Annotated in this window: 22 protein-coding genes, 1 tRNA gene, 1 pseudogene, 1 riboswitch and 1 other annotated feature; of the genes and pseudogenes, 19 read left to right on the top strand and 5 right to left on the bottom strand. The window is 39.3% G+C overall.

What is annotated here, in order from left to right; genetic code table 11:
* The first annotated feature begins 99 nt into the window (after positions 1-99).
* Both SH603_RS07495 and SH603_RS07490 read left to right on the top strand, forming a co-directional pair.
* Entirely contained in the window at positions 100-1539 is a 1440-nt protein-coding gene (locus SH603_RS07495; protein WP_321533740.1) for an MFS transporter, read from the top strand.
* Between the two features lie 175 nt (positions 1540-1714).
* Entirely contained in the window at positions 1715-2974 is a 1260-nt protein-coding gene (locus SH603_RS07490; RefSeq protein WP_321533739.1) for an ISL3 family transposase, read from the top strand.
* Positions 2975-3001: 27 nt separating this feature from the next.
* On the opposite strand, the gene SH603_RS07485 is transcribed toward SH603_RS07490, so the two are convergent.
* Positions 3002-4132 (bottom strand): IS30 family transposase, encoded by a 1131-nt coding sequence (locus SH603_RS07485; RefSeq protein ID WP_321533738.1) that lies wholly within the window; start codon positions 4130-4132, stop codon positions 3002-3004.
* A 212-nt stretch (positions 4133-4344) separates the two neighbouring features.
* Here SH603_RS07485 and SH603_RS07480 point away from each other — a divergent pair, with 212 nt between their 5' ends.
* From SH603_RS07480 to SH603_RS07455, 6 genes are all read left to right on the top strand, one after another.
* Positions 4345-5268 (top strand): IS30 family transposase, encoded by a 924-nt coding sequence (locus tag SH603_RS07480; RefSeq protein ID WP_321533737.1) that lies wholly within the window; start codon positions 4345-4347, stop codon positions 5266-5268.
* A 54-nt stretch (positions 5269-5322) separates the two neighbouring features.
* Positions 5323-5862: a DNA-3-methyladenine glycosylase I gene (locus SH603_RS07475; protein WP_113897440.1), complete on the top strand. Its 540-nt coding sequence runs from the start codon at positions 5323-5325 to the stop codon at positions 5860-5862.
* A 50-nt stretch (positions 5863-5912) separates the two neighbouring features.
* Positions 5913-6025: riboswitch (SMK box riboswitch) on the top strand.
* Entirely contained in the window at positions 6023-7210 is a 1188-nt protein-coding gene (metK, locus tag SH603_RS07470) for a methionine adenosyltransferase (RefSeq protein ID WP_003664212.1), read from the top strand. (Overlaps the previous riboswitch by 3 nt.)
* A gap of 52 nt (positions 7211-7262) precedes the next feature.
* Positions 7263-7471: a binding site (T-box leader), on the top strand.
* Positions 7472-7531: 60 nt separating this feature from the next.
* Positions 7532-9952: a leucine--tRNA ligase gene (gene leuS / locus SH603_RS07465; RefSeq protein ID WP_169471726.1), complete on the top strand. Its 2421-nt coding sequence runs from the start codon at positions 7532-7534 to the stop codon at positions 9950-9952.
* Between the two features lie 64 nt (positions 9953-10016).
* Positions 10017-10280 carry a type II toxin-antitoxin system HicB family antitoxin gene (locus tag SH603_RS07460; RefSeq protein WP_003664210.1) on the top strand — a complete coding sequence of 88 codons (264 nt, stop codon included), beginning with the start codon at positions 10017-10019 and terminating at the stop codon, positions 10278-10280.
* 114 nt (positions 10281-10394) lie between these two features.
* A complete protein-coding gene (locus SH603_RS07455; RefSeq protein WP_169473035.1) occupies positions 10395-12044 on the top strand; it encodes a putative polysaccharide biosynthesis protein in 1650 nt (549 codons plus the stop codon).
* A gap of 64 nt (positions 12045-12108) precedes the next feature.
* Here the strand turns inward: SH603_RS07455 and SH603_RS07450 are convergent, their stop codons facing one another.
* Positions 12109-12969 (bottom strand): NAD(P)H-hydrate dehydratase, encoded by an 861-nt coding sequence (locus SH603_RS07450; protein WP_169473036.1) that lies wholly within the window; start codon positions 12967-12969, stop codon positions 12109-12111.
* 88 nt (positions 12970-13057) lie between these two features.
* Between SH603_RS07450 and pepV the strand changes: the two genes are divergently transcribed.
* The 3 genes and pseudogenes from pepV to SH603_RS07435 all read left to right on the top strand — a co-directional run bounded on the left by pepV (position 13058) and on the right by SH603_RS07435 (position 16133).
* Positions 13058-14461 (top strand): dipeptidase PepV, encoded by a 1404-nt coding sequence (gene pepV, locus SH603_RS07445; RefSeq protein WP_169473037.1) that lies wholly within the window; start codon positions 13058-13060, stop codon positions 14459-14461.
* A 25-nt stretch (positions 14462-14486) separates the two neighbouring features.
* Positions 14487-14999 (top strand): annotated as a pseudogene (locus tag SH603_RS07440) (universal stress protein).
* A 90-nt stretch (positions 15000-15089) separates the two neighbouring features.
* Positions 15090-16133 carry a glycoside hydrolase family 73 protein gene (locus tag SH603_RS07435; RefSeq protein WP_169471721.1) on the top strand — a complete coding sequence of 348 codons (1044 nt, stop codon included), beginning with the start codon at positions 15090-15092 and terminating at the stop codon, positions 16131-16133.
* 64 nt (positions 16134-16197) lie between these two features.
* Here the strand turns inward: SH603_RS07435 and SH603_RS07430 are convergent, their stop codons facing one another.
* From SH603_RS07430 to SH603_RS07420, 3 genes are read right to left on the bottom strand one after another with little or no spacing between them, the layout of a single operon-like run.
* The gene (locus SH603_RS07430) at positions 16198-16614 is read right to left on the bottom strand and encodes a MarR family winged helix-turn-helix transcriptional regulator (RefSeq protein ID WP_169471720.1); all 417 of its coding nucleotides are present in this window, start codon (positions 16612-16614) and stop codon (positions 16198-16200) included.
* 10 nt (positions 16615-16624) lie between these two features.
* Positions 16625-17863: a DHA2 family efflux MFS transporter permease subunit gene (locus SH603_RS07425; RefSeq protein ID WP_169477715.1), complete on the bottom strand. Its 1239-nt coding sequence runs from the start codon at positions 17861-17863 to the stop codon at positions 16625-16627.
* Between the two features lie 3 nt (positions 17864-17866).
* Positions 17867-18499 (bottom strand): deoxynucleoside kinase, encoded by a 633-nt coding sequence (locus SH603_RS07420; protein ID WP_003664204.1) that lies wholly within the window; start codon positions 18497-18499, stop codon positions 17867-17869.
* A gap of 215 nt (positions 18500-18714) precedes the next feature.
* Between SH603_RS07420 and SH603_RS07415 the strand changes: the two genes are divergently transcribed.
* From SH603_RS07415 to SH603_RS07380, 8 genes are all read left to right on the top strand, one after another.
* Positions 18715-19323, top strand: coding sequence for a hypothetical protein (locus tag SH603_RS07415; RefSeq protein WP_169471718.1), 609 nt, complete (start codon positions 18715-18717; stop codon positions 19321-19323).
* 81 nt (positions 19324-19404) lie between these two features.
* The gene (rbsR, locus tag SH603_RS07410) at positions 19405-20421 is read left to right on the top strand and encodes a ribose utilization transcriptional repressor RbsR (RefSeq protein ID WP_169473041.1); all 1017 of its coding nucleotides are present in this window, start codon (positions 19405-19407) and stop codon (positions 20419-20421) included.
* Between the two features lie 56 nt (positions 20422-20477).
* On the top strand, positions 20478-21401 hold the full coding sequence (gene rbsK, locus SH603_RS07405; protein WP_321533736.1) for a ribokinase: 924 nt from the start codon (positions 20478-20480) through the stop codon (positions 21399-21401).
* A gap of 125 nt (positions 21402-21526) precedes the next feature.
* Positions 21527-21772 carry a hypothetical protein gene (locus tag SH603_RS07400; protein WP_321533735.1) on the top strand — a complete coding sequence of 82 codons (246 nt, stop codon included), beginning with the start codon at positions 21527-21529 and terminating at the stop codon, positions 21770-21772.
* Positions 21756-22433: a type II CAAX endopeptidase family protein gene (locus tag SH603_RS07395; protein WP_321533734.1), complete on the top strand. Its 678-nt coding sequence runs from the start codon at positions 21756-21758 to the stop codon at positions 22431-22433. The genes SH603_RS07400 and SH603_RS07395 overlap by 17 nt, the downstream gene beginning before the upstream one ends.
* 407 nt (positions 22434-22840) lie before the next feature.
* A complete protein-coding gene (locus tag SH603_RS07390; RefSeq protein WP_321533733.1) occupies positions 22841-23806 on the top strand; it encodes an IS30 family transposase in 966 nt (321 codons plus the stop codon).
* Between the two features lie 46 nt (positions 23807-23852).
* Positions 23853-24131, top strand: a complete 279-nt coding sequence (locus SH603_RS07385; protein ID WP_153701190.1) for a heavy metal-binding domain-containing protein — start codon at positions 23853-23855, stop codon at positions 24129-24131.
* Positions 24132-24213: 82 nt separating this feature from the next.
* Positions 24214-24297, top strand: a tRNA-Leu gene (locus tag SH603_RS07380).
* The last annotated feature ends 64 nt before the right edge of the window (positions 24298-24361 follow it).

Below are 24361 nucleotides of genomic sequence, written 5' to 3'. Positions count from 1 at the left end.
ATTATAATCTATTGACATTATAACATTTACATTCACTAATTCAAAACATATAATAATTAACGGTCAGATAATAATTATTCTAAAGAAGGAGAGAATGATATGGATCAAAGTATCGCACGCAATGGAAAAAGTTATAGTCGCTTTTGGTTTATTTTTACTTTACTAGTTGGTACCTTTACGATGTCGATTAGTCAATCATCGTTGTCAACTGCCTATCCAACTTTAATGAACGCTTTTGGGATTTCAACATCAACCGTTCAATGGCTGACGACTGGTTTTATGCTCGTAATGTGTGTCAGCATGCCAATTAGCCCGTGGATGCTCAATAATATGAGTTTTAAGACAATGTTCATTGGAGCACTGGGACTATTTGATATTGGATCCTTGATGATTGTTTTAACCCCCGCGTCTTGGGGAATTAATGGCTTCTGGTTTATGATGATTGGACGAGCCATGGAAGCATTTGCTGTCGGAGTTTTATTCCCATCATATCAAACTGTTTTGCTTGAGATTACGCCTAAAGAAGAACGGGGATTAACAATGGGAATTGCTGGTTTGGTAATGGGATCCGCCCTTGCCTGTGGACCGATTGTTTCAGGAATTGTTCTAAAGTTTTTTAGCTGGAAGAGCCTTTTTATCCTCTTTATGCTTGTTATTTCGGCAATTATTTTAATGGCTGCTAGCGGACTGATCCAAGATGTAATGGAACGACATGAAACGAACCTTGATTGGCTATCAGTAATCTTACTAATTGGGTTAATTGGGATTATGTACGTTGTTGACCAAACTGGAAAAAAGAATCCTGCATGGGGAATAAATGCAGGGATCTTTATCATTAGTCTTATTGCGGTTACCTGGTTCTGCATTCGGCAGCTTCACCTCAAGCACCCGCTATTGGAATTACGGGTATTGAAGACTTTTAATTATGATTTAGCAATTCTTTTAACGTCGATTTCATATATTGCGTTAATTGTAACGACAATTATTTTCCCCCTTTATTATCAGGGAGTATTAAAAGTTAGTCCATTTGTTTCTGGAATGGCCCTAGTGCCTGGCGCTGCTTTTCTTAGTATCCTGAATCCTTTGTCAGGAAAGTTAGCTGATAAAATTGGGTTTAAACCGACAATGCTGGTAGGAATGTTTATGATTATCATTGGCTGGGTTGCTGGATTAATCGTCCTTAATCACCTCAGCTTGTTGGGAATGATCCTTTGTGCAATGGTGATTGAAGGTGGAAATGCCTTTGTAATGATGCCAGCTGTCACACTGGGAGCAAATGCCTTGCCTGATGAATTAGTCCCCCACGGAACAGCCGTAATAACAACTGTCCGGCAAGTTCTCGGTTCCGCGGGCGTTACTATTTCAACACTGATTTTAACGGTTGCTACTGCAAATGCACTTCAACGGGGAAGTTCAGCTCAAGTCGCTTCCCTTCACGGCTATCATTTAGTATTTATTGGCATGATCGTCACTGAATTGATTGGTCTTGTACTAGCATTTATGTTAAAAAATACTAATAAGGAAAAAAGTACAAAATAACCAAAAATTCGTATATAAATAGGGAGGAGAAAATTTCGGCTCTACAATATCTGGTGTTGATATAGAAATATCACTTTCTATACCAATACTAGATTTTTTGTTTTTAAACTAAAAAAGAGGCATGCCCTCTGATACAATGAAATCGCCAAATCACATAGTAAAGAAGGTAACCTCCATGGATAATGATACAAGGACTCTCCTCAATTTAACAGACCCTCATTTAAATTTTCCTCATCATTGGCTTAAATATAAATCAATTAAAAACGTTCGGGTGGCACAAATATCCTGTACCCTTTCTTATATCCCGCGTGCTTGTCCAAATTGTGGCGTTATTAATCGTGGACAAATCTTAAAATATGGTTTTTATCAAGCTAAATACAAATATGGACAATTTAGGGCTCAACCATTAATGTTGCTTGTTAATACTCAACGTTTTCAATGTCCTGACTGCCATACAACATTTAATGCGACTAGTTATCTTTTTGAAAAGCAACGAACAATTAGTCGTGATTTAAGGCGTGAAATTATTCTTCGGTTAACGCGAATTCAAACAATTAAAGATATTGCCCATGATTTGTTTATCAGTGAAGCTTCGGTCCAGCGGGTCCTTTTGGACCTCGCTGATCAATACAAGCCGAATTTAAACTATCTACCGGAAACACTATGTATTGATGAATTTAAATCAATGCGGAGCGCTAAAGGTAAGATGAGTTTCATCGCTGTTGATGGTGATCGGAGTTGCTTATTTGAACTCCTTGAAGATCGGCGATTACGTAGTTTATTTAAGCATTATCAACAGTTTACACGTGCTGCCCGTTGCCGGGTGAAATATCTGGTAATGGATATGAACGCTGCTTATGATCAACTAGTTAAAACCGTTTTTCCTTGTGCTCAAATCATCTATGATCGCTTTCATATTGCCAAACACCTTAATGATACGATGAATCATGTGCGAATTCATGTCTTCAATCGTTTGCGAAAAGGTGATTCTGCGGAGCAGAAACAAGCTCGGCGCCTTAAACGTTATTGGCGGCTATTTCTTCAAGATCGGGAAAATTTAAGTACAAAAGTTTATTACGAAGGACGTTATTTTAATCGCGTTGTTAATTCCATTATGATCTTAGACTTAATGTTAGCGTATGACCAAGAGTTAAGAGCTACCTATAATTTTATTCAATCCTTGAAGCGTGCTTACAATCAACGTGATTTTACAACTTTCTTTCAATTACTTAAACTCCGGCCAGACAGTGTCAGCCATTATACAATCCACCGTTGTCAAGTTTTAGCGCGCTATAAAGAGGGAATTAAGCGTGGCTTTGAGACGAAGTTCTCAAATGGTCGAACCGAAGGGATTAATAATCGAATTAAAACTATCAAACGAGTTGCCTGTGGTTATCGTTACTTTACGGCATTTAAAACGCGGATTTATTCCTAAATTTCAAGAATAAGTTAGCCACTGGACTCAAATAAATAATACTGACCAATTGATTATTGGTTGATGGAGCTGTGATATCTCTTGGTAGAAGGCCTTACGATAGATATCCATTGACGAATGTCCATTAAACATAGCTCGTGGATAGTGATTCATCCAATCATTAGTCGCTATGATCTGAGCACTACTATAGTTATTTATAGCTTCACCTTTGGTAATCTCCTTGCGGAGAAACCGGTTATTGATCTCATTGGATCCACGTTCCCAAGGGGAATACGGATCAGCATAGAAAACATGATCGTGAACTTGTGTTAACTCACTAAATTCTGAACCGTTGTCAGAGGTTATTGTCTTAAAGATGCGATAGTAAGCATCTGTGCCCATTTTCTGGCGTAAATTTATAAAGAACTGATTTACTGCATGCGCAGTTTTACCAGCAATTTTACTTGTGATATTAACTCGTGAAAGGCGATCAGTCATTACTAGTACAACACTGTCATTACCGTTTTTCTGTCCCTGAACTGTATCTAGTTCCCAATGGCCAATTTCGGACCGTTGGTCCGCAGTTTGAGGTCGTTGAGCAATATTAGGCCCTAAGCACCTTTTAGCTTGCGGATGAGTTCGATGATGCTTACGTTTAGGTTTTTCAAAGAGGTCTAAATTGGACGTACGAAGCACACCCTCATTAATCCATTGATATAAAGTTACAACCGACTTTGGGATCAGGGTGCCATCATTCATTAAATCTCGAGCCTTATAAATAACCGCTTGTGGGGAGTAATGGTGGTCGTCAAACTCACCAAGCATTAGCTGATCAGCTAATCGTAAAAATTGCTTTGAAGAATAATATAAGCGACGACGACCAGAATGGCGGTGATGTTCAAAATATGTGGCCTGACCAGCTTCATAACTATAGATGTAGTAAGAATATTCGTAAATCTTACCATTAGATTTTTGACGACGAAGTTGGCGGACCGTACCACGGTTGAGCTCGTTATTAATTGTTTGATGATTAACTCCTAATTGGCGACCAATTGCGCGATTGGAAAGTCCTTGCGACTTTAAAGTCGCAATCATCACACGTTCTTCTTTAGTAAGATGAGCATTCTTTTTATGAGTAGTCAATAAACTAGTAGACATGGTATCATTTAAGTGCGTCATTTGACGGACATCCTTTCATATAGGTTTGGTTCACTTAATATGATACCTGATGTCACGCCGAATGGCGTTTTTTATTTACCACCAACTGGGTGGCTAACTTCATTCTATAATCCACCATTGTAAAATTTAAGTTGAACATATTAGTGGACATAAAAACCCATAAAGGTCTTTAATGGTGTCACCACAACATTCCATTAGAAAGAAGGACCTTTATGGGCACCACTATTTTATCATTTGAAGACCGTGTTGTCATCGAAACTCTTCGTTATGAAAACCGCTCCCTTAAATACATCGCTGATTACCTTGGCTTCAGTAAAACCACGATCTTTAATGAGGTTCATCGTTTGACTGGTGAATATCACGCAGTTAAAGCTCAAGCTGATCATGAAGCTAAACTTAGTCATCGTGGGCGTAAAACCATCTTAACGACTAACCTCAAGCGATTAATTGAAGAAAAGATTAAGATCCAAAAATGGTCGATTGAACAAGTGGCTCATGTAGTTAGAATCGCCTACAAGACCATCTACAACTGGATTGATCAAGGAGTATTGGATATTGGCGTGGCTGATTTACCTGACCATGGAATTCGCCGCCGACGAGCCATAGAAACCCGTGGGACTTTTAGCCATGGACGTTCCATTGAAGATCGTCCCGCTGAAGTTATTGACCGTCATACCTCAGGTCACTTTGAAGCAGATACAGTTTTATCTGGAAAGCGTAAAGGTCAAGCAATAGCTACGTTTGTCGAGCGTAAGAGTCGTCTTACCATCGTTAAACGGCTTCAGGGACGAGATAGTACCTCAATGACCAAGGCCATTTTAGAATTAGCTAATCAGTTAGAAGATAATCTCAAGACCCTTACTGTTGACCATGGGAAAGAATTCGCTAACTACAAGCTAATTGAAGAGCAGGCCAGAATCCCCCTTTACTTTGCGCATGCTTATTCTCCACATGAACGGGGCAGTAATGAGAATCGCAACCGAGTACTACGACGCTTTATCCCCAAAGGTCAACCGATTGAGGAAATCACTGATGATGAGTTAATTCAAATTAACTGGTATTTGAACTCCAGGCCACTCAAATGTTTAAACTGGCGCACACCAATTGAGATCTTTTTGCGTAATCTGCGTCACTAACTTTGTTCAAGTTATTTCTTGCAATCTGCCAAAAACAAAAAAGAGGTATTGATAATGACACTTAAACGACCACAATGGGCAAATGCGACACCAGAAATGCAAGACTATTATGATCACTACTGGGGATTTCCAGTTCATGATGATCAGCAGTTATTTGCAATGTTATCTTTAGAATTATTTCAGGCTGGGTTAACTTGGCAGACAATCTGGCGGCGACGGGAAGCATTTAATCAGGCATTCAATAACTTTAAGATTGAAAAAGTGGCATCTTTTACCGATGAAGATATTAATCGATTATGTGAGGATGAAACTATTATTCGTAATCGTCTTAAAATATTAGCGGTAATTAATAATGCACAAGTGATTTTAAAATTACGGAAAACGGGAAAGACGTTTGACGATTATGTGTGGCACTTTGTTGATGATCAGCCGCAAGACTTGGGCTTAACTACCGATGTTGAATTAGCTCCTAAAACACCGGCTTCGGAAGAAATAGCCAAGCAAATGCGGAAGGATGGATTTAAATTTGTTGGTCCGACAATTATTTACTCTTTCATGACGGCAGTAGGGATGGTCAATGCCCGTTTGAAATAAGAATGTCTGGATTAACATTGATTGTTGGTTAACAATTATGCTAAGATTATTCTCGTTATAAAGCAATTCCCGATAGGATTCACGTCTGAACGTGAAGATGCCTTGTAACCGCAACTACAAACTATTTGAAAGTTTCAATAGAATATGGGGGAATTAGAAAATGGCAGAACGACATTTATTTACATCTGAATCAGTATCAGAAGGACATCCAGATAAGATTGCTGACCAAATCAGTGACGCGATCTTGGATGAATTGCTTAAGAAGGATCCTGATTCACGGGTTGCAGTTGAGACCTCAGTTACCACTGGACTAGTATTAGTCTTTGGTGAAGTTTCTACTAAGGCCTACGTTAATATCCAACAGATTGTGCGTGACACAATTCGTAAGATCGGTTATACAGATGGTAAGTACGGGTTCGATGCTGATAATTGTGCTGTTATCACTGCAATCGATGAACAATCACCAGACATTGCTCAAGGGGTTGATGATTCCTTAGAAACGCGTGAAGGTGAAGCTGATCCGCTTGATAAGATTGGTGCCGGTGACCAAGGATTGATGTTTGGTTACGCTACTGACGAAACACCTGAATATATGCCATTAACATTGGTTTTAAGCCATAAATTAATGCGTAAGATTGCTCAACTACGTAAGGATGGCGTTATCTCTTACCTTCGTCCAGATGCAAAGGCCGAAGTAACTGTAGAATACGATGAGAATGACAAGCCATTACGTGTTGATACCGTTGTTTTAAGTACCCAGCATGATCCAGAGGTTTCACTTGATCAAATTAAAAAGGATATTAAAGAACAAGTAATTGAAGCAGTCATTCCAGCTGAGTACCTTGATGACCAAACTAAGTACTTCATTAATCCAACAGGTCGCTTTGTAATCGGTGGGCCTCAAGGGGATGCCGGTTTAACAGGACGGAAGATTATTGTTGATACTTATGGTGGGGCTGCCCATCATGGTGGTGGAGCCTTTTCTGGAAAGGATGCTACTAAGGTTGACCGTTCTGCTAGTTATGCTGCTCGTTACATTGCTAAAAACATTGTTGCAGCGGGCTATGCTAAGAAGGCAGAAATTCAAGTTGCTTATGCCATTGGTGTAGCAGAACCAGTATCGATCATGATTAATACTTATGGTACCGGTACCCGTTCAGAAGAAGAATTAATTGCCGCTGTTCGAAAAGTATTTGATTTACGTCCAGCTGGAATTATTGAAATGCTCGACTTGAAGCGGCCAATTTACAAGCAAACTGCTGCTTATGGTCACTTTGGTCGAACTGATGTGGACTTACCATGGGAACACCTTGATAAAGTTGACGAATTAAAAGAAATTTTAGGCTAATAATTTAGTTACACGCTTGCAATCATTAACGGTGATTGTTATAATAGGCGTTAAATATTTGATCGTAATAGAAATAGTAGTTTTTGACGAGGTCAGCAGAGATCCTGTGGTGGTGTGAACAGGAGACTGGTCATTTACGAACTCATCTAGATGTGATTATTACTGAATTTTAGTAGGTAATGACGTTTACCGCGTTAAGGTTCTAAGCGCCATGGATTCCATGGAAAACGGGTGGTACCGCGGAGTTATTTCGTCTCGTAGATTAATTTCTACGGGACTTTTTTATTACGATTATTAAAATCAGAACAAGGAGTAGAAAATATGGCTTACGATCATAAGACGATTGAAAAAAAGTGGCAAAAGTTTTGGAAGAAGAATGAAACTTTTAAAGCAGACCTTAATAAGGACCAAAAGAAGTATTATGCATTAGACATGTTCCCGTATCCATCTGGTCAAGGACTCCACGTTGGTCACCCAGAAGGTTATACCGCTACGGATGTAATGTCACGGATGAAGCGGATGCAAGGCTTTAATGTTTTACATCCAATGGGGTGGGATGCATTCGGTTTGCCAGCTGAACAATATGCGTTAAAGACTGGTCATAACCCTAAGGACTTTACGAACAAAAATATTGATCATTTCCGTGACCAAATCCAATCACTCGGGTTCTCATATGACTGGGACCGTGAAGTAAATACGACTGATCCTAAGTTCTACAAGTGGACTCAATGGATTTTTGAACAGCTCTACAAGAAGGGGCTTGCTTACGAAAGTGAAATTATGGTTAACTGGGCCCCTGATTTTATGGGTGGAACAGTTGTTGCCAACGAAGAGGTTGAAGATGGCAAGACTAAACGTGGTGGCTATCCCGTTTACCGTAAGCCAATGCGTCAATGGGTTTTGAAAATTACTGCTTATGCGGACCGTTTGATTGACGATCTTGATCTTGTTGACTGGCCAGAAAGCGTTAAAGAAATGCAACGTAACTGGATTGGTCGTTCAGAAGGTGCTTCAGTATTTTTCCCAGTTGTGGGGAATGAAGATACTAAGATTGAAGTATTTACGACGCGGGCAGATACGCTTTTTGGTGCTTCTTATGTTGTTCTTGCTCCCGAACAAGAATTAGTTGACCAATTGACAACACCAGAACACAAGGCGGAAGTTGAAAAGTACAAGGAAGAAGCATCACGGCGGTCTGATCTTGAACGGACTGACTTAAACAAGGACAAGACTGGTGTATTTACTGGTTCTTACGTTATTAATCCAGTTAACGGTGAAAAACTACCAATTTGGATTAGTGATTACGTGCTTGCTTCATATGGAACTGGGGCAGTAATGGCTGTTCCTTCCGGAGATCAACGTGATTATGACTTTGCTACTAAGTTTGACTTGCCAATTAAGCCTGTTATTGAAGGAACAGATGTGTCAGAAGGTGCTTTTGATGGTGACGGTAAGCACATTAATTCTGGTTTCCTTGATGGCTTGAACATTGCTGATGCAAAGCAAAAGATGATCGATTGGCTTGAAGAACACGATGCTGGTCATAAGAAAGTTAACTACCGTCTTCGTGATTGGATCTTCAGTCGGCAACGTTACTGGGGTGAACCAATTCCAGTTATCCACTGGGATGATGGGACAACCTCATTAGTTCCAGAAGATGAACTTCCACTTGAATTACCAAAGACTGATAACATCGAACCATCAGGAACTGGTGAAAGTCCATTAGCAAATGTTGAAGATTGGGTTAACGTTTATGACGAAAATGGTCGTCATGGTCTTCGTGAGACTAACACCATGCCACAATGGGCCGGTTCATCATGGTACTGGCTCCGGTACACTGATCCTCATAATGACAAGGAATTTGCCTCAAAAGAAGCTCTTAATTACTGGTCACCAGTTGATCTCTATGTTGGTGGAGCTGAACACGCTGTTCTTCACTTGCTCTATGCTCGATTCTGGCATAAGGTTCTTTATGACCTCGGTCTCGTACCAACTAAAGAACCATTCATGAAGCTTGTTAACCAGGGGATGATTCTTGGTTCAAACCATGAAAAGATGTCGAAGTCCAAAGGTAATGTTGTTAACCCTGATGACATTGTTGACCAATATGGGGCTGATACTTTACGTCTTTACGAAATGTTCATGGGACCACTTGAAGAATCTGTACCTTGGGATGAAAAGGGACTTCATGGTGCTAATAAGTGGGTTCAACGTGTATGGCGGTTGTTGATGGATGATAATAACCACCTCCGTGACCGGGTATCCACTTTCAATGATGGTAAGCTTACCAAGGTTTACAATCAAACTGTTAAGAAAGTTACCGAAGACTACGAACGGATGCACTTCAACACGGCTATTTCTCAATTGATGGTCTTTGTAAACGAAGCTTACAAGGTTGATGATTTACCAGTTGAATACATGAAAGGCTTTGTAAAGATGATTGCACCAATCATGCCTCACATGGCTGAAGAACTCTGGAGTCAATTCGGTGAGAGTGATACAATTACTTACCAACCATGGCCAACTTACGATCCAAAAGCTTTAGTTGAAGATGAAGTTGAAATGATCGTCCAGGTTAACGGTAAGGTACGGGCTAAGATTAAGATGGCCAAGGATACTGACCGCGATGAAGCACAACAACTTGCTTTAGCAAACGAACATGTTAAGAAGTTTACTGACGGCAAGGATATTAAGAAAGTCATTGTTGTCCCTAACAAGATCGTTAACATTGTTGCAAAATAGTAAATTAATAAAGGGCAGGGAATCTATGTTTTCCTGCTTCTTTTTATTTGAGGAGATATAAATTATGGAAATAGTGAGTTATCCAGCAATTTTTACCCCGAAAGATAATGAAATTCAAGTTGATTTTCCAGATTTGCCGGAAGCATTTACCCAGGGGAAAACAATGGATGAGGCGATGGATTTTGCTAAATTGGGTCTAGCAATTACCCTTAATGATAAACTCGGCCACTTTGAGGAAGCCCCTTCTGTAAGCTCATTAGAGGTGTTAAAGCAACAACATCCAGATCAAATCATTAAAATGGTAACTGTCGATTTGGAACAATACTAGGTTAAAGAAATATTAAAAACGATAAATCGAATTGCACCAGCTTTTTATTCACGATAAAATGATTAGGATTGTGTAAACTCGATTAAAATAAAAAAGGTAGGATTGCAACAAATCATGGAAGAAAATAAAGTAAATGATTTGAGCAGCACCGCAGTAAAAAAAGATTCGCGAACAAAAATGATTACAGGTTCAGCTTGGATGACAGCTGGTAGTATTACTTCGCGGATCTTAGGGGCGCTGTACATTATTCCGTGGGTTACATGGTTAGGAGCTTACAGTAACGAAGCGAATGCCTTATATGCTCAGGGGTACAATATTTATAATATGTTTTTAGTGATTGCAACGGCGGGAATTCCTTCTGCAATTTCTAAAATGGTCGCGCATTATAACGGAATAAATCAGTATGGGGTTAGTCGCCGACTGTATCATTCTGGAATGTACGTTGCAATGGCAATGGGTGTAATTTGTACAACGGTGATGATGTTTGGGGCTCGTTTAATGGATAATGGAGATCCAAATATGATTCCGGTTATTCGCTCATTAGCTTGGGCTATTTTGATTATTCCAGGGATGTCGATTACCCGAGGATTTTTACAAGGGTATAACTGGATGGCACCATCAGCAATTTCACAATTTGTTGAACAGCTTTTCCGGGTTATTTATATGCTGGCGGCCACTTATTTCATTATGAAGATTCAAAATGGCAATTGGGTTAGTGCCGTTTCCCAATCAACATTTGCGGCCTTTATCGGAGCAATTGGTGCAGTGATCGTCTTAGGGATTGCCTGGATGCGTCACCGACGCGAAATGAATGACTTAGTGGCACAAGGTGAAGTAAATACTGAAGTTTCAACCCAAACATTAATTTTTAAGATTATTTATCAGTCAATTCCGTTCATCATTATTGAATCAGGGGTAACGATTTTCCAATTAATTGATCAATATACTTTTAAGCGGATGATGCCATTAGTCGGTCACTTTACTAAGTATCAGATGGATGTTACTTATGCATTGTTTGCGTTTAATGCTAATAAGCTTTACATGATTGTTATTTCATTGGCTTCTGCATTAGCCGCAACAGTTATTCCTTTGCTTGCGACAGCCCGGGCTCAGAACGATCAAGAGGATATGCGAAAACAGATTCAAAATGTTCTCTTGTTATTCTATTTCGTGATGATTCCGGCAGCTCTTGGATTATCCGCGGTTGCTCAGCAAATCTACACCGTCTTTTATCGTTATGATGCGGCAGGGGTTGTAGTACTGCAATTTGCGGCTTACATTTCGATTATGTTAGGCTTGTATACTGTAGCCGCAGCAATGATGCAGGGGATTTCTGAGAATAAGAAGATGATGATGTTTTTAGCAATCGGAATCGTAATTAAATTTATCCTCCAGTTCCCATGTATTTGGATCTTTGAAGGATTAGGACCACTGGTTTCAACCGGGATTTCAATGTTTGTAATTAACTATTTAATCTTGCATTCCTTTAATATGGAATTCCACCTACGTTTTGATAAGATGGCCCTGCCAACTAACCAGATTTTAGCTTACTCCTTAGTGATGTTTGCTGGGACAAAGATTGTAATGTTAATCATTGGCCTTTTTGTTAGTCCATATGGGCGCTACACTGCTTTCTTCTCCTTGATTCCGGGAGTAATAGTCGGAGCAGGAATTTATCTCTATCTCTGCTTAAAGTCACGATTAGCCGACCAATTATTGGGACCACGAGTAGCAAGATTACGAACGATTTTACACATTAAATAACAATGTACAAAAAAAGGTTCAGAGTGAGGATTTTGCTCTGAACCTTTTTAATATCCTTAAATTCTTAATTCAAAAATCCAATATGGTGGTCTTCATTCATCCCCTCCATCTTTTTCATGAAGACTGGGAGAGCACGACTAATTTGGTGAGGGAGAACGATATACTGGCTTTCGGCGATCTTTTCCGCAATCGCACTGTGCGCATAAACGGCAGCGAGGACGGCTTTATCTGCCTTCTCGTTAAACTCAGCAGTGAAACCTCCAACCATTCCAGCAAGAGTATCACCCATTCCACCAACTGCTTGGGCGGGGGTACCGATTGGCAATTGATATACTTGGTCATCAGTATAAATTTCTGTGTGGTGCTTCTTTAAGACAACGGTAGCACTAAGTTTTTCTTGGACTTCCTTGTTCTTATCTTCAGTTTGATCGCCAATTTTAATTCCAGAGAGTCGTTGCCATTCCATTTCATGTGGAGTGTAAATGATATTTCCTTGTGGCTGTTCAAGCTTTTCCATTGCCATAAGAGTAATTGCCGACCCGTCAATGATCACATTTTGTTTCTCGGTTGTATGAGCAAAAACATTCTTCAAAATTCGTAAACTTGTTTCATCATTTCCAAGACCCGGCCCAACGACCACACTGGTAGCAGCTTTAGTAAGGTCAGCAACTAGGGCATCATCAGTAAAATCAGCGAACATCGCTTCTGGTAACTGCGCATGGAGGGCACTAGCGTTGATTTCATCAGTTGCAGTTGTTACAAGCCCAGCTCCAGCACAAACAGCTGCGGTTGATGCCATGATAATTGCGCCACCAAAATTACGATTGCCGCCGATAAGGGTTACTTTACCGAAAGTTCCTTTAAAACTGTTTTCAGGACGGGGAGTAATAACATCCTTTAAGATTTGGTCAGTAAGTTTTTTCACAGTTAAGACTCCTTATTATTTTATTTAATAGACAATTTAATGGTATCATTAAAATTAGTCAAAGTAGAATATTTTGGAGGGATTAATCTTGACTGATTGGATGAAAGCCGCAGAGGCACAAAAAGAAAACTATTTAAATGATCTCGTAGCATTAATGAAGATCCCCAGTGTCCGTGATGATTCAGCGGCAACAGATGAATACCCGCTTGGTCCTCGTCCTGCTCAAGCGCTAAAAGCATTTTTAGAGATGGCAGAACAAGACGGTTTTAAAGTAAAGAACATCGATAACCTTGTTGGATATGCTGAATGGGGTGAAGGTGATGAGACACTTGCCATTTTAGCCCATCTTGATGTAATGCCTGCTGGTAAGGGTTGGGATACGGATCCATTTGACCCAGTTATCAAGGATGGCAACTTATATGGTCGTGGTGCTTCTGATGATAAGGGACCTGGAATGGCTGCTTACTATGCCTTGAAGTATTTGAAAGATCAAGGCGTAAAGTTTAACAAGAAAGTTCGTTTTATCGTTGGAACTGATGAAGAAAGTAACTGGACTGGAATGCACCGTTACTTTGAAGTCGAACCAGCCCCCACACTTGGTTTTTCACCAGATGCGGAATTTCCAGTAATTAATGGTGAAAAGGGTCAAGTATCACTCTTACTTGATGTCCCTGCTGGCAATTGGGATGCCTCAACACAACTAGTTAGTTTTGAATCTGGTTTGCGTTTCAACATGGTACCGCGGGAAGCAGTTGCCCTTATTCGGACAGATAATCCTCAAGAAGTTACGAATGATTTTGGTCACTTTATTGAAGAAAATCCGGTTGAAGGTAATATTGAATCAACAGATAAAGGTCTTAAGATTACTGTCATCGGAAAAGCTACCCATGGAATGGAACCAGAAAAGGGAATCAATGCAGCAACATACCTGGCAAAGTTCTTAAATCGATATGACTTTGGTGGGGGCGCAAAGAGTTTCATTGAATTCTTAGCTGACTATCTTCATTTAGATACGCGAATGGATGGTTTTAATGGTGCTTACACTGATCCAGTAATGGGTGAATTAACTATGAATGCCGGAATCTTAAACTTCAATGCGGACAAGGGTGGTCACATTGATATGAACTTCCGCTTCCCTAAAGGCATGACACCAGATAAGTTAGAGGATACTGTAAAGGCGATTGCCGATAAATTACAAATTAAAGTTACGCAAGGCCCATCTCAAGCTCCACATTATGTTGATCCAGATGATCCAATTGTTAAGACATTAATGCAAGCTTATATTGATCAAACTGGAGATACAGACGCAAAACCAGAAGTTGTTGGTGGAGGAACTTATGGTCGTTTGATGAAGCGGGGCGTTGCATTTGGTGCTTTAATGCCACATACGCCAAATACAATGCATCAGGCTAATGAATATCAACCTGTGAATGATTTAATTACATCGATGGCAATTTACATGGAAGCAATTAATAATCTCGTTACTGATTAATTTTGTGCTAAAATAAAGGCAGAAGATGGAGGTGTCAAGAATGAGTTATCAAAATATTCTTGTTGGTGTCGATGGTTCCAAGCAAGCTGATATGGCTTTTGAAAAAGCGGTTGACACTGCTAAGACCAATGATGCCAAGTTGTAGTTACTAAGTATTATCAATGGTGAACGTTATCCAAGTACTGGTCCTGGTGGGTACGGCTTTGTTAGTCATAGTATTTATGATTCAGCAATCGAAACGATGCAAAAGAAGTTAGCTGACTACAAGAAAAAAGCAGAAGCTGCTGGAATAAAAGATGTTAAAACTGATGTAAAGGTTGGTAACGCTAAGGTTGAACTTGCGGAACGTTATCCTAAAGAAAATGATATTGATTTAATCATTATTGGCGCAACCGGATTAAATGTTGTCGGACGGCTACTTGTCGGTTCAACTGCTGCTTATACTATTCGTGAAGCACCATGTGACGTTACCGTTGTTAAGACAAACTTAAAGAATCAAAAATTGGATATCAAGGAAACGACATATCCTGAAATGTAAAGCATCAAGACTAGGGGAATTTTCTTCTAGTCTTTTTTAGTTTTAAAAATGCAAATTCATAATTTTCGCGTATATATACTATAGGACATTATGAAGGAGTGTTTTATTGTGTTAAACCGCCGTGTTATTACTAGTGCATTAATTGTTTTAACAAGCCTTAGCGGGCAACCGATTAAAGCGGACGCTATCCAACAAGCACAATTTGATGCAAATGAAGACGTGAAGCGTGCAAAGCCAATTGATGAAGACGCCTTAGTTAATCATGATGAAGAATATATTGATGCTTATTTAACAGAATATGAAAATGCTGCTCAAGCGAAGGAAAATAATGCTTTGACAGGTGCCGAGGAAGAGCCTGAACATGAAACAATTCAATCTTCAACTGAAAATTCTGCTGAACAAAGACAGTTGCAAGAAGATAAAGAAGATGAGCAGGTTTATCAACCTCAACAACCATCTGCGGTTCAAGCAAAGTTTATTAATCGAATAGCTCCAGCTGCTCAACAAATTGGTCGGGAATATGATTTGTATCCCTCAATCATTATTGCGCAAGCGGCCTTAGAGAGCGACTGGGGATGCAGTACGTTGGGCAAGGCGCCTAATAATAATCTTTTTGGGGTTAAGGGGTATTTTGCCCGGCAAACAGTTGCTCAACCCACGACTGAATATGATAAGCAGGGCCATAAGTTTCAGGTTATTAGTAATTTTCGACAGTATGCAAGTGAATACGAAGCGTTAAGGGATTATGCGCAAACATTAGAAGACCCACTTTATCAAGGAGTTCACCGTCAAAATACCAAAAATTATCGTGAAGCTACACGGGCACTTCACGGACGATATGCAACAGATCCTGAGTATGATCGGAAGCTAAACCAGCTGATTGATACTTACCAACTTACTAAATATGATGATCAAGTTAACACCAGCAATGAACGGGCTAATCCTATTCCAATGACTGACAGGAAAGAGGAGAGTGAGGCGATGCCAATTGTTGCCAAACATCCCGTTCAAGCGAGAAAGAACGATGTTAATATCCCTCAATATGTTCCTTTGCTTGGTGGGGTAGGGACGGCAGGAATGATTGAAATGTTTCGTCGTTTATTGAAGAAAAGGAAAGAGCATGATTGTGAATAGCGGTGTGATTCGACAAGCATGCTTTAAAAATGGGCTAACTATTTAATGTTATTTAAGCAATGGTTTAAATAATGTTTGAATTTTTTAACCTCGTTGGTTGATAAACCAGCGGTAAGTTTTTTTCTATTGTTCTAATATCATTTTCAAATTCTTTTTGATGCTTTTGTGCTTCTTCTTTAGTAGTATCGCTTAAAATCAATTGTTTGGACCGGCGATCATTCGGATTAGGGATCAGCTTTACCGCTCCCTTAGCTATTAGGCGCTTAACAATCCCATTAATTGTTGGTCGACTAAGATTCATTACGTGTTCAAGATCTTTTTGATAGATGACCTTATCTTGATGTTCGAAAAGATAAGCAATTACTTGCACTTGAGCACTAGTAAATCCTGTTTTGTGGCTTTCTAGTTGCTTATCAAGTTGTTTTTCTATGGATGTATTAAGTTGTTTAATTAAGGCGCTTAGATGAATTTGATTGTTCATTGCTATCTCCTTATTTTATTTCTGCAGATGTTTTATTTTTAAGAGTAAATGTTGCCAATAGACAAATAAATGATACCACGGCAATAGTGATAAAAGACCAGCTATAGCCAATTTGTAATGCTGAGATTTTACTAATTTCCTTATTTTGTGCAGTAGTTGAAAAAAGAGCAGCAATAGTTACTAAAAGAGATGTTCCCAGTGAACTAACAATTTGGCGAATTGTTGCTGCTACTGTATTACCGTGCAAGGTATAACGTTCAGGGAGAGCGTTGACACCAGCTGTATTTAACTGCATTATTACAAGACCAATTCCGATCATTCTAACTGTATAAAGAAAAGTGATCCACCATAATGAAGTTGATTGGTCAAACCAGATCATTGGAATTGAGGCTAATGTTAAGATTGTGAATCCGGTTATTGATAATTTCCTAATTCCATAAGGGTCATAAAGGGTTCCAGAAATTGGTGAAACAATTATCATTATTAATGCTCCGGGTAATAGTAAAAGTCCTGATATTAGTGCGGACTCTCCACGAACATTTTGGATGTAAGGGGGAATGATTAATTCTGCACCCAGCATTACAATACTTGTAATCGCAGAAAGTATTGTAGTTTTAGTAAATGAAGGAGATTTGAATACCCGCATTTCAAGAAGGGGACTTTTTAATCTGAGCTGGCGTTTGACGAAAATAATAAGAAATATAATTCCAACTAATAAACCAATAGCTGAAATTAAGTCAATATTTGCTACCGTTCCAATTCGTGAAAATCCATATAGTAATAGTCCTAGTCCAATACTAGATTCTCCAACTGACCACCAATCTAAATCTACAGCAGATTGTTCAGTAACATTCTTCGTGTAAATTATTGAGAATATTAGAATAATGATAGTAAGCGGGATTAGGAATTGAAAAAGCATTCGCCAATTGTAGTGCTCAACAATCCAACCAGATAAAGTAGGACCAATTGCTAGATCAAGAATAATAACAACAGACGACATTCCCATTGCAAAACTACGCTTGTTGGGTGGAAATAAGAGAACCATTAGATTTTGAAACAGTGGCATGATGATTCCGACAGCGATTGCTTGGATTAATCGCCCTAAAAGTAAGATGGTGAAATTAGGGGCGATGGCATCCACAATTGTCCCTAGCAAAAAAATAGCAAGTGTTGTTAGAAATAATTGACGTAAGGAAAAACGTTTTAAAAAATAAAAAGAAGTTAGAAAATCCAACTTCTTTTTATCCATTATTTATCTTAATGACTTCAAGCGCTCATCAATCATTGCTAAGACTGCATCAACATTCTTAGGATCTTCAAGGTCATAACGCTCTAAATCAATTTTCATTTTTGGACTAGCATCGTAATCCTTGTACCATTGCTTGTAGGCACTCCACATCTTGTAATAGTAATCCTTTAACTCTGGATTAGTATCAATTTGCTCGTAATCCCGTCCGCGCTTTTTAATTCGGTATAAGATGGTTTCAAAATCAGTTTCAGAATAAACCATTAAATCTGGTGCGCGCTTAGGTAACTGTTGGAGGTCACTCATCATGTTGTCAAGAAGCTTTAAGTATACTTCTAATTCAGTATCAGTGATGTTTCCCTCGGCGTTATTTTCTCGCGTAAACAAGGCATCTTCGTAAATAGAACGGTCAAGCACATTGTTATCATCAGTAAGTGCTTGTTTAATCATTGAGAAACGCTTGTTTAAAAAATAAATTTGGAGTAAAAAGCCGTACTGTTTTGGATTTTTATAATACAGTGGTAAAACTGGATTTTCTCCGACTGGTTCAAAAAATGCTTTTGTATGTAAGTGTTCGGCAATCTTCCCAGTTAAAGTTGTTTTACCGACACCAATCATCCCTGCTGTAATAATCACCATAATGGCCCCTCTTTACTTTTTTGTCACAAAAAATATCTTACTACAAAATATTGTGGAATGACACACCTAATTTTACAATATTTGGTGGTTCCTAGATTTAACTTATCGTGGTAAAAGTTATCACATCTACATTGTTAGCGATTATAATAAGAATAGAGATGTGATTAAATTTTAAAAATCTAATCATGTGAAAAATTAATAGTAAGGAGGTAAAGATGAGAAAAGAAAGTGAACGTGAGAATCGCATTCAATTAACAATGGCTAAGCAACAGGGAACGTTGATTGAGGTTCATAACTTGCCAAATGATGATTATTTTAATGTCGGATTTGTGGTTGCTCTTGATCCGGTATTTTGCTTAATGATCAGTATTGACTGGGACGGCAAAATCAACGGACTAATTGCTATTCGGATTAAGAGCATTCTTTATACGGAACGTCACAGTGATTACTTAATGACGGTTTCTGAAAAGACTAAAGTTGCCCATGACCACAACTATTTTGATATTTGGCAAGTGCAAAAGTTTATTGATAACCATCCAGAAATTACCCAGGGAAACCTATTATCAAACCTCCTCAATGATTCTTATGAAAACCGCCTTCCAGTTGTGATTGGCACTGAAAAGTATAAGGGGAGTGATGATTTTACAGGAATAATTACTGATCTCACGCCCATTAAAGTAACAATTCATTACTATAATGATCGTGACCTATCTTCATTATGGGAATATGATATTTTGCGAGCTAAGATTGATTATCTCCGCGTTCGTGGGACTCAAATGGCAACCGGGAAACAGATTTTTAATGATATTTTTAATGAAATGTGATTGCAATATGCGTTGAGATAGTTTAAATTAATTAAATATTATTAACTAGATAAAACTGTTTACTAAAGAGGTTGAACAGCCATGAAAAAGAAAATAACAATTCGTGATTTAGCGAAAGAAGCAGGCGTTTCTGTAACCACTGTTTCGCAAATTTTGAATAATAAGGGTGATCGGTTCAGTAAAGCAACCCAGGAACGAGTTTTAGCATTACGGGACAAATATAAGTACGTTCCTGACTTCAATGCCCGAAATTTAATCTTAAAGAGTGCCAAGACAATTGGGATACTAGTTCCCAATATTGCTAACCCATTTTTTGGGACTTTTGTTGAAGGAGTACAGAGTGTTGCTCGTGAAGCAGAATTTATTCCGCTCGTCTTTAGTGCCAACCGTGACCCAAAGCTGGAAAAGTATTATCTTTCCCAGATGATCGAACGTTCTATTAGTGGATTGGTGATTGCTAGTGCAACGATGACTACCGAGACAATTAAAGAGGTTATATCCTTTAATGAGATTCCATATATTTTGTTTGATCAGAATCATACGCAACAGGGTGATCGAGTTCAAACGAATGATTACCTTGGTGGTCAAATTGCAGCTAAACACCTTATTGAGCTTGGGCACAAACATATTGCTGTTCTTACCTCTGACAATCCTACTGAAAACTTGAATCACCGAATGAATGGGTTCAAAAATATTATTAACGAAAATAATCTGAGCTTAGATCCTATTCACGATGTTATTCAGGCACCCTTGACAAAGGATGGTGGATATAAAGCGGCAAAAGATGTTTTAGCAACTGGCGCCTCTGCTGTTTTTGCGGCAAATGATGAAATGGCAATTGGATTGTTGCGGGGGTTACATGAATTAGACGTTAAAATTCCTGAAGATATTTCTGTGATCGGTTATGATAACATCTACTGGGATGATTATGTTTATCCCCGATTAACTACGGTACAACAGCCGATTTTTGATCTTGGTGCTGGAGCTACTAAAATGCTTATTGAACAGATTAGTCATAATAGTGCGGAGGCCCGTGTGCAAAACTTTCCAGTAAAATTAATTAAACGAGATAGTACAAGTTCCTATCGTCCAAAATAATATGGTATGATGATATTATCAATTAGATGCCAATTGTTTAAGGAGGAAATAAACAAATGACAAATCATGTAACAATTGTAGGCAGTTTAAATGTTGATACAACAATGAAAGTTAAGCGGATGCCATTACCTGGGGAAACAATTGCCGCTTTAAGCAAGACTAATGCTGCTGGGGGAAAGGGAGCAAACCAAGCCGTTGCTGCTGCTCGTTCAGGCACTGAAACAGCTTTTGTTGGTCAAGTTGGTGATGACGCTGGTGGTAAGATGATGATCAATGACCTCAAGAACAACAACGTCGACACAACAGGGATCCACGTTGACGATCAAGCAGGTACTGGATCTGCAGCCATCTTGCTTGATGAAAGTGGTCAAAACAGTATCTTAGTGTACGGAGGAGCTAACCAACAATTAAGCGTGAAAGAAGTAGAAGATGCTCGTGATCAAATTGCCGCTGCTGATTTCGTGATTGCTCAATTTGAAACTCCACAAGAAGCTACTCTACGGGCATTCCAAATTGCAAAGGAAAATGGTGTAAAGACAATCTTAAATCCTGCTCCTGCTCATGAAATTAACCCTGATTTATTGAAGTTAACAGACTTAATCATTCCAAATGAAACAGAGAGTGCTGCTTTAACAGGAATTATTGTTACAGACGAAACTTCAATGCTTATGTCAGCTGCAAAGTTTGCTCAAATGGGTGTCCGAAACTTAATTATTACTGTTGGTGCAAAGGGTGCCTTCTACTGTACTCAAGATGGCTACAACTTTATTCCTGCTTTTAAGGTTAATGCTGTTGATACCACTGCCGCTGGTGATACCTTCATCGGTGCGCTTTCATCCCAATTAAAGCCTGATATGAGTAACATTGAAAAGGCAATTGTCTACGCTCAACGTGCAAGTTCATTAGCTGTTCAAAAGCTTGGTGCATTACCATCAATTCCTACTTATGACGAAGTAGTTGCTGTATCAAAGAATAACTAGATTTACTTAAATACAAATTAACAATGGGGAGGCTGAGGAAAGCGAAAACTTTTCTCAGCCTTTCTATCTTTTTCAGTAACCTTGCGCTTAACGTACCAATTTAGTAAACTGTTGAACAAATAATAATGGAGGTTTTCTTTGTGAAAGCAGAATTTATTCTTAAGGTGGTTATTCCGCCATTTATCATCTTTGCAATCCTCGTATGGCTAACTGCCGAACACTATATCTCTGGGTGGGTGATGTACCTTCTTTGGGTAATTGGTTTTGTGGTTGCAAACATCATCGTGACAAAAATTTCTACCCGGTGGAGTATCCAACGAATGCGTGAGGAACGAGCAAAGGAAGAAAAAAATAATGATAAAAGTAATTAAACAGTGGCTATCGAGGGTGTTGTTAATTGCACTGATGCTAATTGCAATTGAGATTCCCCCGTTTGCAGTTAATTTCGCTCTACGTTATTCAAAGACCAACCAGCTTATCGTGGATGGTTTCATGGCCTTATTCATCTGTTTAATGCTAGCGATTATTTGGTGGGCACACCTGACATATGAAGCTTATAACCAATTAGGACAGCCGGCGGGAATAAGGGTTGGTTGGATTATCGGTGGTTACCTAGCAATTGTTTTGGGAATGGATGTCCTTAGCTACCTTAACAAACTTATCTATCATCAAACTGAGACAGCAAATAACGCGGCACTAGGAAGTATGCTTGGCCATAATGAAGTGATCACGATCGTATTTTGTTTCTCGGCAGTTGTTCTAAGTCCAATTGCTGAAGAATTTATTTTTCGTGGTACATTGACAAATATGTTCTTTAAGCGTGGCAACATCTGGCCGAAAGTTATCCTCTCGGGGGTAATCTTTTCTACAGGTCATATGAGTACTAACCCCATTAGCTTTTTGATGTATGCTTATATGGGGATGGTCTTGGCATATGTTTATTTACGAACGGACGACATTCGAAATTCAATTGCGATTCATATGATTAATAATGCGATTGCGATGTATGTTCTATTAGTTCAAGTTATCTAAAGTTAAATGTTGAAATCGCTTACAAGTGGTGGTACATTATAAGTGTGGAAAGATTAGAGTGGTAAGATCCCCTATATCAATCTAGCACCGAAGAAATTATTAGTAGGCTAGAAGCAACGTAAGTGTGACATGAAATCTTAGACTGAATATTTATGTAATAAGGTCACCAGGGTGCACTAGGTTGATGATACAAATGCGACTTTGCGGAAGTTAGAATCAAAATGAATTAATAATTAGTTCCCTAGCAAAGTAGCAAATTCTTTCCGCAATAAACAAAAGAGGCTGGAAATGTTCCGGCCTCTTTGTTATTTTTAAATGGCGCCGTTTGTAAAATTAAGTTAGAAAAATAGAAAAGCCATTTGTGGTAGACTTTTGAATACCCCTAAACAAAAGAAAGGAAACCACAAATGACTTACACCCATCTTACCACAAACGAGCTGACAATCATCGCCCATTCTTTCGTGCAAAAGCTTAAAGCGTACCGAGTGGCCCAAATGATCAAACGTTGCGCCGAAACCGTTTATCGCGTTTATCGTTACCTGGAAACCGGTGCTTCAATTGCTGATTATCAAGATCACTATATGCGCAATAAGCAACGTTGTGGCCGAAAACGTACTCAGTTGTCACTGGCTGAACTCACTTATATCAACGACAAAATTGCCCAGGGGTGGACGCCTGATACCATTATTGGGCGCGCTGAGCGCCCAATTAGTTGTAACCGGCGAACTCTTTACCGGATGTTTGAACGTGGCCAGTTCGGCTTCGATGTCCGTTCCTTGCCGATGCGAGGTAAGCGGCACCCGAATGGCTATGTCGAGCGCCGCGGGAAGGCTGGCCAATTGGGGCGAAGTATTCACGAGCGTGCCAAGGACTTTCCGCACTATGCCACTGAATTTGGGCCCCTTGAAGCTGATACCGTCCAAGGCAAAAAGCACCAAGGGGCGGTAATGACCCTGACCGAACGCCAATCGAAGGTCGAAATTGTACTCAATGTGCACGAAAAGACGGCTAATGCGATTAACCAACACTTAAGTCAGTGGCTTCGGAAATTCCCGCGGCACTTCTTCAAATCGATTACCTTTGACAACGGAAAAGAATTCGCCGGCTGGCGCGAGATTGCCAATCAATTTGACCTTCACACTTACTTTGCCGAGGTTGGTGCTCCCAATCAACGAGGGCTGAACGAAAACAACAACGGTCTTTTACACCGGGATGGCTTAACGAAACAGCTAGATTTCCGCAATCTTCCTGATGAATTGGTAACCCAACTGATGAGTAAGCGAAATAACCTGCCCCGTAAATCACTAGGCTATCGAACTCCATATGAAGTATTCATGTCTTACGTCACTGATGAGCAACTATTTTCTTTCTAACTTAAATTGACATTTCGGGTGGTAAAGAATTTAGGGAGGATAACAGATGTTTTTATCAACTGAGGGGTTTCCTCAAGCCCACCGCATTTTAGGGATTGTTAATGCCACCAGTCATTTGGCGATGCCTACCGAAGCAATTGATTCATTTGAGTCCATGGACCAATTATTTAGTGATGTTCAAGAAAAATTAAAGCGGCGGGCCAGTGAAAAAGGTGCAGATGGTGTTGTTGGGGTTCATTTTACTACGGATGTTGCCAATATGCAGGTTGCACCCAAATTCTTGGTCCTAACCGCATATGGAACAATGATTCAATTTGTTAAATAAGGGCAAATTGAGGATTGCCAATAAAAATACTTGTAATTTTTGATGAGTTCGGTATACTTAATAATGTTACAAAATAGTTAGTGCCTCAGTGGCGGAACTGGCAGACGCGCAACGTTCAGGTCGTTGTATGGTTATCCATGTACAGGTTCGAATCCTGCCTGAGGCATCATCATAGCTCGGTAAACATTGATTTGTCGGGCTTTTTTCTTTATATTGAAATAAAACTGCAA

Origin of the sequence: Limosilactobacillus reuteri (genome assembly GCF_034259105.1) — a bacterium.
GTDB classification, from domain to species: domain Bacteria; phylum Bacillota; class Bacilli; order Lactobacillales; family Lactobacillaceae; genus Limosilactobacillus; species Limosilactobacillus reuteri_G.
This window is presented reverse-complemented; position numbering and strand designations above follow the sequence as displayed.